This window comes from Pseudomonas sp. Irchel 3E13 (assembly GCF_900187455.1).
GTDB lineage: Bacteria > Pseudomonadota > Gammaproteobacteria > Pseudomonadales > Pseudomonadaceae > Aquipseudomonas.
The window spans coordinates 405,004-417,843 of sequence record NZ_FYDX01000005.1 but is presented as its reverse complement, the minus strand read 5'-3'; the positions used below and the strand labels follow the sequence as shown (position 1 = coordinate 417,843).

Genomic DNA, 12,840 nt, shown 5'->3' with positions numbered 1-12,840 from the left:
ATCGATGCCATTGATAGTCAGTCGATGAACTTCAGGTCCGACGGCGCCGCCTGTTTGAACCGCTGCACCACCTCCCCCAGCAGTCCACTGACCGTATCGCGGCGGATCACCACGATGGTGTCGCTCTTCTGGTTGGCCACCAGTACAAAGCGCTGCCCCGGGTCGAGGCTGAACTCCCGCGGATGATCGCCTTCCACCGAACGCCGTTGCAGCAAGGTCAGCCGCCCACCATCGGGATCGATGGCAAACACCAGCAGTTCATTGACGCTGCCGCGGTTGCTGACATAGAGAAAACGCCCATCCGCCGAACCGTGCAGCGCGCCGCCGGCCTTTGCCGCGGGGTCATCGCTGTCGGTCAGCGCTGCGGTGTCGATCAGCCTGAGATGGCCGTCGTGATACTCGAACGTCGCCACCTGCGCGCTCATTTCCAGGGTCAGCCAGGCGTGCTTGCCATCTGCACTGAACAGCAGATGCCGCGGCCCGCTGCCGGGCGGCAGCGCCACCGAATCGAACGCGCTCAGCGGCTGCGCGGCATTGCCGTCATAGCGGTAGCTGAAGACCCGGTCCGCGCCGAGGTCGCTGGCGAACAGGTAGCGGCCGTCCGGCGATGACACCAGCGAATGAACATGGGGCGCAGCCTGGCGTTCGGGATTGACCTGGCTGGCGGCGTGACGCAGTCGCTGCACCGCCGCGCCCAGCCGGCCGTCCGCCTTGACCGGCAGGACACTCAGGCTGCCGCCTTCCGGGGTCGAGCCGCCGTAGTTGGCGACGAACAGAAAACGCCCGTCGTGACTGAGGCTGGAATGGGTCGGCTCACCGCCCTGGCTACCGACCTGATTGAGCGGCGCAAGGTGATGGGCCGAATCGAGGCTGAACGCCGACACCTTGCCCGTCGCCTGCTCGTTGACCGCAAACAGGTGGTGGCGGTCGGCGGACAGCGTCAGCCATGACGGGTTGCTCGCCGGCTGCACCTGCAGCGGCGTCGCGTCGAGCTGGCCGCTGGCGCCGTCGAAACGGTAGCGGTAGATACCTTCGCTGGCGCCGTCGGTGTAGCTGCCCACCAGCACTTCATGCCCGTGGGCCGTCGCGGTCAGCAACATGGCACTAGCGATCAGCCGGTTCAGCAGTGCTTTCATCGTCGCCCTCATCGGCTTCGTCGCCCTCGTCATCTTCCGAGGCCCGCAGCGCGCTCAGGCACACCAGGCGGTGCTCGCCGCTGTCACCGATGATCAGCCAGTCCTCGCCCTCGGCACGGGCGGCGGCGATCTGCTCGGGGGTGAAGGTCCAGCGCTTGAGTGCGCGGCCGTCCATGCACTCGATGCGCAGGCTGCTGTCGTCGTAGGTGAAGTCAAAGGCATGCAGGCCGTCGATCAGCAACATGTCGCAGGCTTGCAGGGCTTGGGAAAGGGTGGTCATTACGCAACTGCCATGAATGGGGAAAGGCGCAATGATAGCCCAAATGCACCGCGGGCCAGACGTTGTGGCGTCTGGCCCGCGGTTTCACTCAGGCGTGGATCAGTGAGCGAAGATCGATTTGCTCTGCTGTCCGGCCATTTTCTCCGGCTTGATCAGGAACCGCGCCAGCGCCGGCAGCAGCCACAGTGCGCCGAACATGTTCCACAGCAGCATGAAGGTCAGCATCAGGCCCATGTCGGCCTGGAACTTGATGGCCGAGAAGATCCAGGTGCACACGCCGATCGCCAGGCACAGGCCGGTGAACAGCACGGCCTTGCCGGTGGAACGCAGGGTCTGGTAGTACGCCTCCTGCAATGGCAGGCCCGCCCGCAGGAAACTTTCCAGGCGGCTGTAGATGTAGATCCCGTAGTCCACGCCGATACCCACGCCCAGCGCCACCACCGGCAGGGTGGCGACCTTGACGCCGATGCCCATGAAGGCCATCAGTGCGTTGCCCAGCACCGAGGTCAGCACCAGCGGCAGGACGATGCACAAGGTGGCGGCGAAGGAGCGGAAGGTGATCATGCACATCACCGCAACGCAGATGTACACCAGGATCAGGATGGTCAGTTCGGCGGACTTGATCACCTCGTTGGTGGCCGCTTCGATACCGGCGTTACCCGCCGCCAGGAGGAACTCCAGGCCTTCCTGGTTATGCGTGTCGGCGAAGGCCTTGACCGCCGCGACCACGCCATCAAGGGTTTCCGCCTTGTGGTCGTTGAGGAATACCAGCACCGGCGCCAGCGAGCAGTCGCCGTTGTACAGGCCATCGGCGCGGGATACCGAGGTGTTCAGCACTTCCGGGTTACGCGACAGGCTTTCCCATTTCAGGTTGCCCTCGTTCATGCCCTTGATCATCTGCTTGGACACGGTCACCAGGGAGATCGCCGACTGCACGCCCGGGGTGTTTTCCATGGTCCACATCAGCTCGTCGATCGGCGCCATGGTCTTGTACACCGAGCACTGCTCCGTCGGCGTCTTGACCATCACCACCAGCACGTCGGAGCTGGTCGAGTAGTTGTCGATGATGAAGGCGTTGTCTTTGTTGTAGCGCGAGTCCGGACGCAGTTCCGGCGCGCCCTGGTCGAGGTCGCCGATCTTCAGGTTCTGGCTGTACCAGAGGCCGCCGCCGAAGGCGACCAGCGCCAGGAGCACCGACACCCGCGCCACTTTCGGGCTGGCGAAGTTGGACAGCAGGCGCCAGAACGGGTGCTCGCAGGTCGCATCGCGCTTGCTGCGCTCGATGGCCTTCTTGCTGATGCCGACATAGGAAATCGCCACCGGCAGCAGGATCAGGTTGGTGAAGACGATCACCGCCACGCCGATGGACGCGCCGATGGCCAGCTCGCGGATCACCCCGATATCGATGATCAGCAGGGTGATGAAGCCCACGGCGTCGGCCAAAATGGCGATCATCCCCGGCAGGAACAGTTGCCGGAACGTGCGTCGCGCCGCGGTCAGGGCGTTGTCGGCGTCACTGGATTGCAGGGCGATGCCGTTGATCTTCTGCACCCCATGGGAGATACCGATGGCGAAGATCAGGAACGGCACCAGCATCGAATACGGATCGAGCCCGAAACCCACCACGTGCATCAATCCGAGCTGCCAGACCACCGCCACCAGGGTGGTGGTGAGCACGGCGATGGTGCTGCGGATACACCAGGTGAACCAGTACAGCAGGACCCAGGTGATGCCCAACGCGATGGCGAAGAACGCCGCGACCATCATCAGGCCATCGATCAGGTCGCCAACTTTCTTGGCGAAACCGACGATGTGAATCTTCACATTCGGGTTCTGCGCTTCGTACTTGTCGCGGATCTTCTCTTCCAGTTCGTGGGAGAACTTCTGGTAGTCCAGCTTGATCTGCCGCCCCTGGTCCTGCGGGTCGGGATAGGACTCTTGCAGCGGAATATCGACGATGCTGGATTTGAAGTTGTTCGCCACCAGACGGCCGATCTGGCCGGACTTGAGCACGTTGTTGCGCAGGGCGTCGAGGCTTTCCGGCGAGCCGTTGTAGGTGTTGGGGATCACTTCGCCGCCGGAGAAGCCTTCTTCGGTCACCTCGGTCCAGCGCACCGCGGGGCTCCACAGCGACTTCAGCGCCGAGCGGTCAACGCCGGGGATGTAGAAGACTTCGTCATGGATTTGCCGCAGCGTCTCCATGTAGTCCTTGTCGAAGATATCGCCGTTGACCGCCTCCACCGAGATACGCACGGTGTTGCCGAGGTTGGCCAGGTCATTGCGGTGCTCGAGCATGTTCTGGATGAACGGGTGCTCCAGCGGAATCATTTTTTCGAAGCTGGTGGACGGGCGGATCAGCGTGGCCTGCCAGAACAGGAAGATGCTGACCAGCAGGCAGATACCAATCACCACCGGACGGTTGTTGAAGATCAGGCGCTCGAGCAAGGTCGGCTTGTCCTGATGGTGTTGGCTCATGGTGAACGACTCCCGACTGGTCATGGTTGCGCCCTCTCGGCACCGGTGGCGGCGGCGAAGTGTGCGCCGCCCTGCCCCACCAGGATCAGATTGCCGTCAGGCAGGCCGCTGGCTCCTGCCAGCGCGAGGCGGTCGGCGCGGTTGAAGACGCTGAAGGTGACGCCATCGTCGCTGCTGCGCAGGACCGTCCCCCCATTGCCCACAAGTACCAGACTGCCATCATCGAGAAGCGTAGCGCTTGAGAGGCCGAATTCGAGCGTCCCGCGTGTGGCTTTCAAGCTGATCTGCTGCCAGGTGTCACCAAAATCGCTGGAGCGGTAAAGGTTTCCGCGCAAACCATAGGCCAGCAGGGTCTGCGGCTGAGCGGTGCCGATCACACCGAAGAACGAGCCCTCGTAGGGGCTTTCGACTTTCTGCCAGGTCTGCCCGACGTCGCCGGAGCGGAACATGGTGCCCTGCTCGCCGACGATGAACAGGCCGGCGTCCTTGATCTGGGCGATGCCGTTCAGGTGCAGGCCGTCGGGGTTGTCGAGGCGCTCGCTGATGTCCTGCCAGTGCTGGCCGCCGTCGGTGGTTTCGAGAATCGCGCCGTAGGCGCCAATGGCCACGCCGTGCTGGGTGTCCTGGAACCAGACGTCCAGCAGCGGGGCTTCGCGGGAAAGGTCTTCGAACTGCTTGGTCCAGGTCGCGCCGCCATCGGTGCTGGCGAGGATCTGCGCGTCATGGCCGACCGCCCAGCCGTGCTTGTCATCGACAAAGGTGACGGCGGTGAGCAATTGACGGGAAGGCACCTTGGCCTGGGTCCAGGTCGTGCCCTGGTCGTCGGAGAACAGAATGTGGCCGCGGTCGCCGACCATCACCAGCCGTGAACCGGCCTTGGCCACGTCCAGCAGCAGACTCTTGTCAGCCTTGGCCGAAACCGTGGACCAGACCTCAGCCTCTGGCGTTGCCGCCTCGACGCTGTTGGTCCACATGCCCACTGCCAGCAGCAATGCCGCACTGGCGGCCAGTGCCCATGGGCGCGCGCGGAGCGCGTTGCCAGTACCCGTCATCACAGGCTCTGTCATAGATCTGTCCCCCGATTATTGTTATTTGGGTCAATCCATTTGCAGGTACTGCGAAAAACCGTGTTCCAGAGCCCTGCAATAGCTGATGGCCATCCTATCGGGGATTGCGAAGGGCTGACAACGAACGGGACGTTATCTTTTGTTAAGCGCCTTATCGCGAGCAAGCTCGCTCCTACAGGGATTGACGCTGTCCTTGTAGGAGCGAGCTCGTCGGGACGCCGAACCGTCGCGATGGGTCGGATCAGGCCAGGCTCTTGCTCACCACTTCAAACACATCGCTGGACAACTGCCCGGAATCACGGATGCGCTCCAGCTCGCCCTTCATCAGCGCCTGACGCGCCGCGTCGTATTTGCGCCAGCGGGTCAGCGGCGCCAGTTGCCGCGAGGCGATCTGCGGGTTGAGGGCGTTGAGTTCGATGACGATGTCGGCCAGGAAGCGATAGCCGGAACCGTCCGCCGCATGGAAGTTCACCAGGTTCTGTCCGGCGAAGGCGCCGATCAGGGCGCGGACCTTGTTCGGGTTCTTCAGGGTGAACGCCGGGTGTTCCATCAGCGCACGCACCCGCGCCAGACCGCCGGGCAACATGCTGCCGGCCTGGACGCTGAACCACTGGTCCATGACCAGCGGATTGTCCTTGAAGTGCTCGGCGAAGGACGCCAGCGCCTTGGCCCGCTCGGCCTCGAACGGCGAGTTGACCAGCACCGCCAGCGCGGTCAGGCGCTCGGTCATGTTGTCGCAGGCGTCGAACTGTTCCAGGGTCGCTTCCAGCACCTGCGGCTTGCCGCTGAGCATCAGGTACGACAGGACGATGTTCTGCAGGCTGCGGCGGGCGAAGTGCTCGGCTTCGGCAACATACGGCGTCTCGCGGGAGACAGCGCGGTTGGCCTGGTAGCGCGACCACAGCGCCTCGAACAGGTGTTCGGCCAGTTGCTGACGAGCGAAATCGCGGGCGGCGTGGATTGCATCGACGTCGGCGACTTCGCTGATTTCGGTGAGGTAGGCCTCGCTCGGCAGCGAGAGCATCTCGGCGACCATGGCCTGGTCGAGCTGGTCATTGCCCAGCACGCTGCCCAGCGCGGTGACCAGACGCTGGTCGAGCACCAGCGCGGCGCCTTGCTGGTGCTGCGCGATCAGTTCCTGCAGGACTTGCACCGACAGTTGCTGGCCCGCTTCCCAGCGGTTGAAGCCGTCGCTGTCGTGCTGCATGAGGAACATCAACTGGTCGCGGTCGTAAGGGAAGCTCAGCTTGACCGGCGCGCTGAAACCGCGCAGCAGCGACGGCAGCGGCTTGGCCGCGATATCGACGAAGGTGAAGGTCTGCTCGGCGTCGGTCACCGACAACACGCGGGACGTGCCGACAGCGGCCGCCTCGCCGCTCAGGCGCAGCGGCAGGTCGTTGCCCTCGGCGTCGAGCAGGCCCAGTTCCACCGGGATCACGAACGGCTTTTTCTCGACCTTGTCCGGGGTTTCCGGGCAGCTCTGGCGGAAGGTCAGGCTGTAGGTCCGCGCGGCGGCGTCATACGATTCGCTGACTGCCAGGCGTGGCGTGCCGGCCTGGCTGTACCAGCGCTTGAACTGGGTCAGGTCGACGCCGTTGGCATCTTCCATGGCCTTGATGAAGTCGTCGCAGGTCACGGCCTGGCCGTCGTGGCGCTCGAAATACAGGTCGCTGCCCTTGCGGAAGCCCTCGGTGCCCAGCAGGGTGCGGACCATGCGCACCACTTCCGAACCCTTCTCGTAGACGGTCAGGGTGTAGAAGTTGGAAATCTCGATAAAGCTGTCCGGGCGCACGGCGTGGGCCATCGGGCCGGCGTCTTCGGCGAACTGGTGGGTACGCAGGTAGGCCACGTCTTCAATGCGCTTGACCGTGCGCGAGTTGACGTCGGCGCTGAACTCGGCGTCGCGGAATACCGTGAAGCCTTCCTTGAGCGAGAGCTGGAACCAGTCGCGGCAGGTCACGCGGTTGCCCGACCAGTTATGGAAGTATTCGTGGGCGACCACTGCTTCGACACGCTGGTGCGCGGCGTCGGTGGCGGTTTCGGCGCGCGCCAGCACGCAACTGGAGTTGAAGATGTTCAGGCCCTTGTTTTCCATGGCGCCCATGTTGAAGTCGTTGACCGCGACGATCATGAAGATATCCAGGTCGTACTCGCGACCGTACACCTCTTCATCCCAGCGCATGGACTTCTTCAGGCTGGTCATGGCGTGCTGGCACTTGTCGATGTTTTCCGGCTCGACATAAATGCGCAGGGTCACGTCACGCCCGGACTGGCGGGTGAACTTGTCTTCGACACACCACAAATCGCCCGCCACCAGGGCGAACAGGTACGCGGGTTTCTTGAACGGGTCTTCCCAGGTCGCCCAGTGCCGGCCGTCTTCCTGCGGGCCGCTGCCCACCGGGTTACCGTTGGACAGCAGGACCGGATAGCGGTGCTGCTCGGCGATCACCGTGGTGGTGAACACGCTCATCACATCCGGGCGGTCGAGGTAGTAGGTGATCTTGCGGAAGCCTTCGGCCTCGCACTGGGTGCAGAACATGCCGCTGGACTTGTACAGGCCTTCCAGCGCGGTGTTGCTTTCCGGGTGGATGCGCACGCTGGTGTCGAGGGTGAACTGTTCGGCGCCCGGTTGCAGGGTCAGGTGGCTGTCGCTGAGCTCATAGTCGGCGGCGGTCAGTTCGCGGTCATCGAGAACCACGCTCAGCAGCTCCAGTTGCTGGCCGTCCAGCACCAGCGGCGGCAGGCCCGCGCCACGCGCCGGGTTGCGGCGCATGACCAACTGCGCATGGACCAGCGTGTGGTCCTCGAACAGCTCGAAGGTCAGGTGGGTTTCGTCGATCAGGTACTCGGGCGCCTGATAGTCCTTGAGGTAGATCACTTGCGGCTGTTCGGTACGCATGTGGCGGTCCTTTTTACTGATGCACGGCCAGTTGATAGGCCGTGTACTTGCGAATGTTGATCACGCCGGTGTCAAAAATCAGGTACTGGCCCTTGATGCCCAGCAGCGTGCCTTCGGCCACCGGGTTCTTGTCCAGGTTGAAGCTGACGATCTTGCTCGGGTAGGCCTCGACCGGATAACGGATTTCCAGGGGCTGGCCGTCGTGCAGCGGCTGGATGGCGTGCAGGCCGAAGCGCTCCTGCAAGGCCTTGAGGCCGTCGGCGCAACTGGCGAAAATCTGCTCGCGCACGGCCACCAGGTCCACCGCCTCGGCGTCACCCTTGAGCAGCGCGCGCCAGTTGGTGCGGTCGGCCACCTGGCTGCGCAGCAGGTCTTCCACCAGGCCGGACTGCTGGCGCGTGGCGACCCGCAGGATCGGCAGCGCCTGGCTGGCGCCCTGGTCGAGCCAGCGGGTCGGCAGTTGGGTGGCGCGGGTGATACCGACCTTAATGCCCGACGAGTTGGCCAGGTACACCACGTGGTCGGTCATGCAGAACTGCTCGCCCCAGGACGGCTCGCGGCAGGTGCCGGCGTCGTAGTGGCAGCGCTCCGGGCTCATGATGCAGACGTCGCACTGCGCCAGTTTGGTCATGCATGGGTAGCAATAGCCCTGGCTGAAGCTGGTCTTGGTCTTGCGCCCGCAATGGCTGCAGTGGATGGCGCCCAGGTATTCGAGGCGCACGGTCTGGCCGAGCATGGGGTTGACCGGAACTTCCACGTCATCGAGGCGGAAAGCGTATTGCACGACCGGCGTCTCGAGACGCGCGGTCATTTTGCGAATGGAACCACGGCCGACTTCGATCAATGGATCGCATCCGACTTGAACAGGATGTTCGGCACGGTGATGGACTTCGACGCGCATTCCTGCGGGCCCATGTAGCCGGTGCGCTGCTCTTCGGGCAGGTTCTGGATTTCCCAGGCGATGACCGCCTGCAACGACAGCTCGCGCTGCTCGGCGGTGAGCTTGCGGCCATCGGACCATTTGCCGATTTCCACGGCCAGCTTCAGGCTCTCGTAGATTTCCGGGGTGATGTTTTCGATCATTTGCGCAAAAGTGGACATAGCGTCTCCCAAATCAAGCGGTCAGTTTACGCCGGGCCAGCGCCCCGCCCAAGAGCCCGCTCAGGCATCCGACCAACAACCCACCCACGTGGGCGGCGTTGGCGATCTGGCCGAAACCGAGCAGGGTAATGAATCCGGTAAGGCACAGCAGCAACCAGATCAGCATCATTGCCACCGTGCCCCGCGGCAGGCGGAACGTCGCGTCGGGGGCCAGCCACTGATACAGCCAGACATGCCCGAGCAAGCCATACAGCACGCCCGACAACCCGCCGAACAGGCTCGCGCCTTCGAACAGGTATTGCGCCGCGTTGGACACCAGGCCGAACAACAGGGTGAGGCCCAGCAAGACCCAACGCCCTTGTCGCTGCTCGACGCGCCGCCCCAGTTCCAGATACCAGAGACCGTTCATCGCCAGGTGGAGAATGCTGAAATGCACCAGCATCGGGGTAATCAGGCGCCACCACTGGCCGGCCTGAAGGCTGACGTCCAGCGGGGTGAAGTAGATGAAGTCGCCATTGACATGGAAGTCGAGGAAGGTCAGCCAGCGCAGGCTCGCGAGGTTGTCACCCAGCCCGGTGACGACCGCCACCACCACGCTCAGCAGCAACACGGCGGCGGTGGCCTTGCTGTTGCGCAGTTGTTCGACGAAGCCAGGGCGTGACGGCCTCGCGGGCGCGGGCGCCGGCGGCAACGGCTCGGCGCGCTGCACTTCGCCGTTGGGGTCGCCTTCGGGGTAGTGCTGGTACAGCGTGCGGATCTGCTCGGCCATGGGCTCCGCGACCCACAACACCTGCTCGTCGCCTTCGACGGAAACCCGGTGCCACACCTGAAGACGCTGCAGCATCTCGACGAAACCGCTCAGGTCGATGTTCAACGGCAGACGCAGCACCTGAACCACATTCATTGGCTGGCCTCCGGCCGTTCCACGTCGACCCAGACGAACTTGCGCGGGTCGATCCGGATTTCATCGTCCAGCCGGTACGCCACCAGCTTTCCGTACAACACGGCACTGTAGTCCAGGCAGGCCAGGTTGGCGCGGATCGGCGCCGGCTTGCCGCTGCGCCAGTAATGCCCGACGAACAGCATCGGCTCGTCCTCGGCATAGCGCAGCAGGGCGTTTTTCTGGCTGCGACTGAGCGGCGCGCTGGCCACCGCTTCCGGCAGCGCATCGGGCTGGAACACGATATCGCCGTAGGTTTGCGGGTCTTCTTCCCAGAACTTGGTGCGGAAGAACGCCCGCGTCAGGCCATCGCCACCGGTCAGGGTCAGGCCGTCCGGCAGGCGCATGTCGGTGCCGCGCAGCAGGCGGTTGCACACCAGGTGGGCGAAGCTGTCGGGCTCCGCCGAGGCCTGGACGAAGGCCTGGTCGATCACGCCCGCCGGGTGTTGCTGGCGCAGGGCGTCGATCAGGCGAGCGTCCCAGCACGCATGCACAAGGCGGAAACGCCCGGCATCGATGAACAGCGGCAACTGGTAGAACCAGCCGAGGAAGTCGTGCCAGTCACCGGGATGGTGGTCGAACTGCGTCAGGGTTTCATCGATCAGCCGGGCATGGCGCGGCGTGTGTTCGCGCACCCAGGTTTTGCCGGTGCCGGGCGCCGCCGGGGTGGTCCAGCCGAGGGCGTTGTATTCATGGTTGCCCATGATGCAATGGGCCTGCCCGGCCTCGACCATGTCGTGAACGATGTGCAGGGCTTCGCGGATTCGCGGGCCGCGGTCGATGATGTCGCCGAGAAACAGTGCCTGACGCTGAGCATGCCGCCACACGCCGCCCACCCGCTTGTAGCCAAGCGCGTCGAGCAAACGTTCGAGGGTGTGGGCACATCCGTGTACATCGCCGATCAGGTCGAAACTGCGCGCTGGATCGAGCATCAGTCGCCTCCACCACCCAGACGGCTGCCCCAGCCGAGCTTGGTCCGGCAGACCTCGTAATAATTGTGGTCCAGCGGATGGATCAGGCGCAGTTTCTGCGGTTTCTTGTTCACCGTGATGGTGTCGCCGGGGGCACAGGTGAAGTGGTTCTGGCCGTCACAGGAGACTTGCGGGTAGATCTGCAGGTCCTGGGAGACGACGATTTTCAGCTCGCTGTTGCCATCCACCACGATCGGCCGCCCGGACAGGGTGTGCGGGTACATCGGCACGATGACGATGGCGTCGAGCTTGGGGTGCATGATCGGCCCGCCCGCCGACAGCGCGTAGGCGGTAGAACCGGTGGGGGTGGCGACGATCAGGCCGTCGGCCTTCTGGCTGCAGACGAACTGGCCGTCGATGTAGATCTCGAATTCGATCATCCGGGTCGATTTACCCGGGTGCAGGACCACGTCGTTGAGCGCATCGCCCTGGCCGATGGCCTCGCCGTGACGGCGCACTTCGGCCTGGAGCAGGAAGCGGTTCTCGACCAGGTAATGACCGTCGAGGACTTCGGCGACCTTCACTTCCAGCTCATCGGGCCGGATATCGGTGAGGAAGCCCAGGCTGCCGCGGTTGATCCCCAGCACCGGAATATTGTGTCGCGCCAGAGCACGCGCGGCGCCGAGCAGGCTGCCGTCGCCGCCGACGACGATGACCAGGTCACAGACCTCGCCCAACAGCTTGCGCGAGGACGTCTGCAGGCCGTGGCCCGGCAGGACTTCGGCGATGGTGTCCTCGAGAATGACGTGCAGGTGCCGGTTCAGCAGGAATTTTTTCAGGCGGCGAATGGTATCGAGCACCTGGGAGCTGCCGAGGCGACCGATGATACCGATATTGCGAAATTGCTCCATGGGGCTCCTGCAAGGCTCTGCGGCGGTAAAAGGGCACGGCGGCCAAAGGCACGATTATGGGCGAAAGCGCCGGCCAGCGGCAAACGGGGCTATGCTCGCTGGATGAATCCGTTCGCCGCCCTGCACGACCTGCCCCGCCACCTGCGCCAGCCTGCGGTCCGCGACCTGGCCTGGGCGCTGCTGTCGCCGCCGCTGCTGGAAACCGCGCCCTGGCCGCAGCGCCATCCCCTCAGCGGCAGCGACTGGCGCGAAGACCCGGACGGCCTGCGCGACTGGCTGCTGCGCCTCGACCTCGATCCAGCGCCGCTGCTGGCCTGGCTGGCGCGCTCGGTCAGCCGGCGGCTGGGGCTGTATTACGAGCGGCTCTGGCAGTTCGCCCTGACCCAGGCGCCCGGCGTGGAGTTGCTGGCCGCCAACCTGCCGATCCGCCAGGGTGTGCACACCCTCGGTGAACTGGACATCCTGCTGCGCGACCGCGAAGGCGTGCATCACCTTGAACTGGCGATCAAGTTCTACCTCGGCCCCGGCAACGGCGACGGCGTCGACCCGGCGCACTGGCTCGGCCCCGGCAGCCACGACCGACTGGACCGCAAACTGAGCCATCTGGCCGAACACCAACTGCCGATCTCGGCCCGCGCGGAAAGCCGCGACGCCCTGGCGAGCCTTGGCCTGGATCAGGTGCAGGCGCGCTTGTGGCTGGGCGGTTACTTGCTCTATCCCTGGCCCGCCCACGCCGACTCTCCCCACGGCGCGCACCCGCAGCACCTGCGCGGACGCTGGCTGCATCAGCGTGACTGGCCGGCATTTCACGCCAGCCACGCCGACGGGCGCTGGCAACTGCTGCCCCGCCAGGCATGGCTGGGGCCGGCCCGGGTTGCGGCGGAAGAACTGTGGAGCGAGGAGCGCCTCCAGCTCTGGCTCGCGGCCCTTGACCCATTGGCCCAAGCCCAGTTGCTGGTGCGCCTGGAGCCGGGGGACGACGGTGACTGGCAGGAAGCCGAGCGTTTGTTCCTGGTTGCGGATCGCTGGCCCGACCTGCCCGAAACCTTGACCCAGACGCCTTGACCACGGCTTTATTTGCCGACTTCGCCTACCGCAATGCCGCGCAGCGATTAGAGTT

The 12,840-nt window shown here is 64.5% G+C and carries 11 protein-coding genes; 1 reads left to right on the top strand and 10 read right to left on the bottom strand.

The genetic code is table 11. The features are described 5' to 3' along the window. Positions 1-17 precede the first annotated feature (17 nt). From CKW37_RS10830 to CKW37_RS10785, 10 genes are all read right to left on the bottom strand, one after another. Positions 18-1,136, bottom strand: a complete 1,119-nt coding sequence (locus CKW37_RS10830; protein WP_256587725.1) for a lactonase family protein — start codon at positions 1,134-1,136, stop codon at positions 18-20. Next, entirely contained in the window at positions 1,105-1,416 is a 312-nt protein-coding gene (locus CKW37_RS10825; RefSeq protein WP_095155682.1) for a DUF5629 family protein, read from the bottom strand. The genes CKW37_RS10830 and CKW37_RS10825 overlap by 32 nt, the downstream gene beginning before the upstream one ends. 99 nt (positions 1,417-1,515) lie before the next feature. Beyond that, positions 1,516-3,891: an RND family transporter gene (locus tag CKW37_RS10820; protein WP_095155727.1), complete on the bottom strand. Its 2,376-nt coding sequence runs from the start codon at positions 3,889-3,891 to the stop codon at positions 1,516-1,518. A 20-nt stretch (positions 3,892-3,911) separates the two neighbouring features. Continuing rightward, the gene (locus CKW37_RS10815) at positions 3,912-4,958 is read right to left on the bottom strand and encodes a YCF48-related protein (protein WP_095155681.1); all 1,047 of its coding nucleotides are present in this window, start codon (positions 4,956-4,958) and stop codon (positions 3,912-3,914) included. Between the two features lie 241 nt (positions 4,959-5,199). Further along, positions 5,200-7,857 carry an aminopeptidase N gene (gene pepN, locus CKW37_RS10810; RefSeq protein WP_095155680.1) on the bottom strand — a complete coding sequence of 886 codons (2,658 nt, stop codon included), beginning with the start codon at positions 7,855-7,857 and terminating at the stop codon, positions 5,200-5,202. Between the two features lie 13 nt (positions 7,858-7,870). Continuing rightward, positions 7,871-8,701: a DUF2797 domain-containing protein gene (locus CKW37_RS10805; RefSeq protein ID WP_095155679.1), complete on the bottom strand. Its 831-nt coding sequence runs from the start codon at positions 8,699-8,701 to the stop codon at positions 7,871-7,873. Then, positions 8,698-8,958: a YeaC family protein gene (locus CKW37_RS10800; protein WP_095155678.1), complete on the bottom strand. Its 261-nt coding sequence runs from the start codon at positions 8,956-8,958 to the stop codon at positions 8,698-8,700. Before CKW37_RS10800 ends, CKW37_RS10805 begins: the two co-directional genes overlap by 4 nt. A gap of 13 nt (positions 8,959-8,971) precedes the next feature. Further along, positions 8,972-9,862, bottom strand: coding sequence for a rhomboid family intramembrane serine protease (locus CKW37_RS10795; RefSeq protein ID WP_095155677.1), 891 nt, complete (start codon positions 9,860-9,862; stop codon positions 8,972-8,974). Then, the gene (locus CKW37_RS10790) at positions 9,859-10,830 is read right to left on the bottom strand and encodes a metallophosphoesterase (RefSeq protein WP_095155676.1); all 972 of its coding nucleotides are present in this window, start codon (positions 10,828-10,830) and stop codon (positions 9,859-9,861) included. Before CKW37_RS10790 ends, CKW37_RS10795 begins: the two co-directional genes overlap by 4 nt. Then, positions 10,830-11,720: an NAD(+) kinase gene (locus tag CKW37_RS10785; RefSeq protein WP_095155675.1), complete on the bottom strand. Its 891-nt coding sequence runs from the start codon at positions 11,718-11,720 to the stop codon at positions 10,830-10,832. The genes CKW37_RS10790 and CKW37_RS10785 overlap by 1 nt, the downstream gene beginning before the upstream one ends. A 102-nt stretch (positions 11,721-11,822) precedes the next feature. Between CKW37_RS10785 and CKW37_RS10780 the strand changes: the two genes are divergently transcribed. Then, a complete protein-coding gene (locus CKW37_RS10780; RefSeq protein WP_095155674.1) occupies positions 11,823-12,785 on the top strand; it encodes a DUF1853 family protein in 963 nt (320 codons plus the stop codon). Positions 12,786-12,840 lie beyond the last annotated feature (55 nt).

Coding starts and splice junctions, on each gene's coding strand:
- CKW37_RS10830 (WP_256587725.1), bottom strand. CDS start 1,136: ATGAAAGCACTGCTGAACCGGCTGATCGCTAGTGCCATGTTGCTGACC.
- CKW37_RS10825 (WP_095155682.1), bottom strand. CDS start 1,416: ATGACCACCCTTTCCCAAGCCCTGCAAGCCTGCGACATGTTGCTGATC.
- CKW37_RS10820 (WP_095155727.1), bottom strand. CDS start 3,891: ATGAGCCAACACCATCAGGACAAGCCGACCTTGCTCGAGCGCCTGATC.
- CKW37_RS10815 (WP_095155681.1), bottom strand. CDS start 4,958: ATGACAGAGCCTGTGATGACGGGTACTGGCAACGCGCTCCGCGCGCGC.
- pepN (WP_095155680.1), bottom strand. CDS start 7,857: ATGCGTACCGAACAGCCGCAAGTGATCTACCTCAAGGACTATCAGGCG.
- CKW37_RS10800 (WP_095155678.1), bottom strand. CDS start 8,958: ATGTCCACTTTTGCGCAAATGATCGAAAACATCACCCCGGAAATCTAC.
- CKW37_RS10795 (WP_095155677.1), bottom strand. CDS start 9,862: ATGAATGTGGTTCAGGTGCTGCGTCTGCCGTTGAACATCGACCTGAGC.
- CKW37_RS10790 (WP_095155676.1), bottom strand. CDS start 10,830: ATGCTCGATCCAGCGCGCAGTTTCGACCTGATCGGCGATGTACACGGA.
- CKW37_RS10785 (WP_095155675.1), bottom strand. CDS start 11,720: ATGGAGCAATTTCGCAATATCGGTATCATCGGTCGCCTCGGCAGCTCC.
- CKW37_RS10780 (WP_095155674.1), top strand. CDS start 11,823: ATGAATCCGTTCGCCGCCCTGCACGACCTGCCCCGCCACCTGCGCCAG.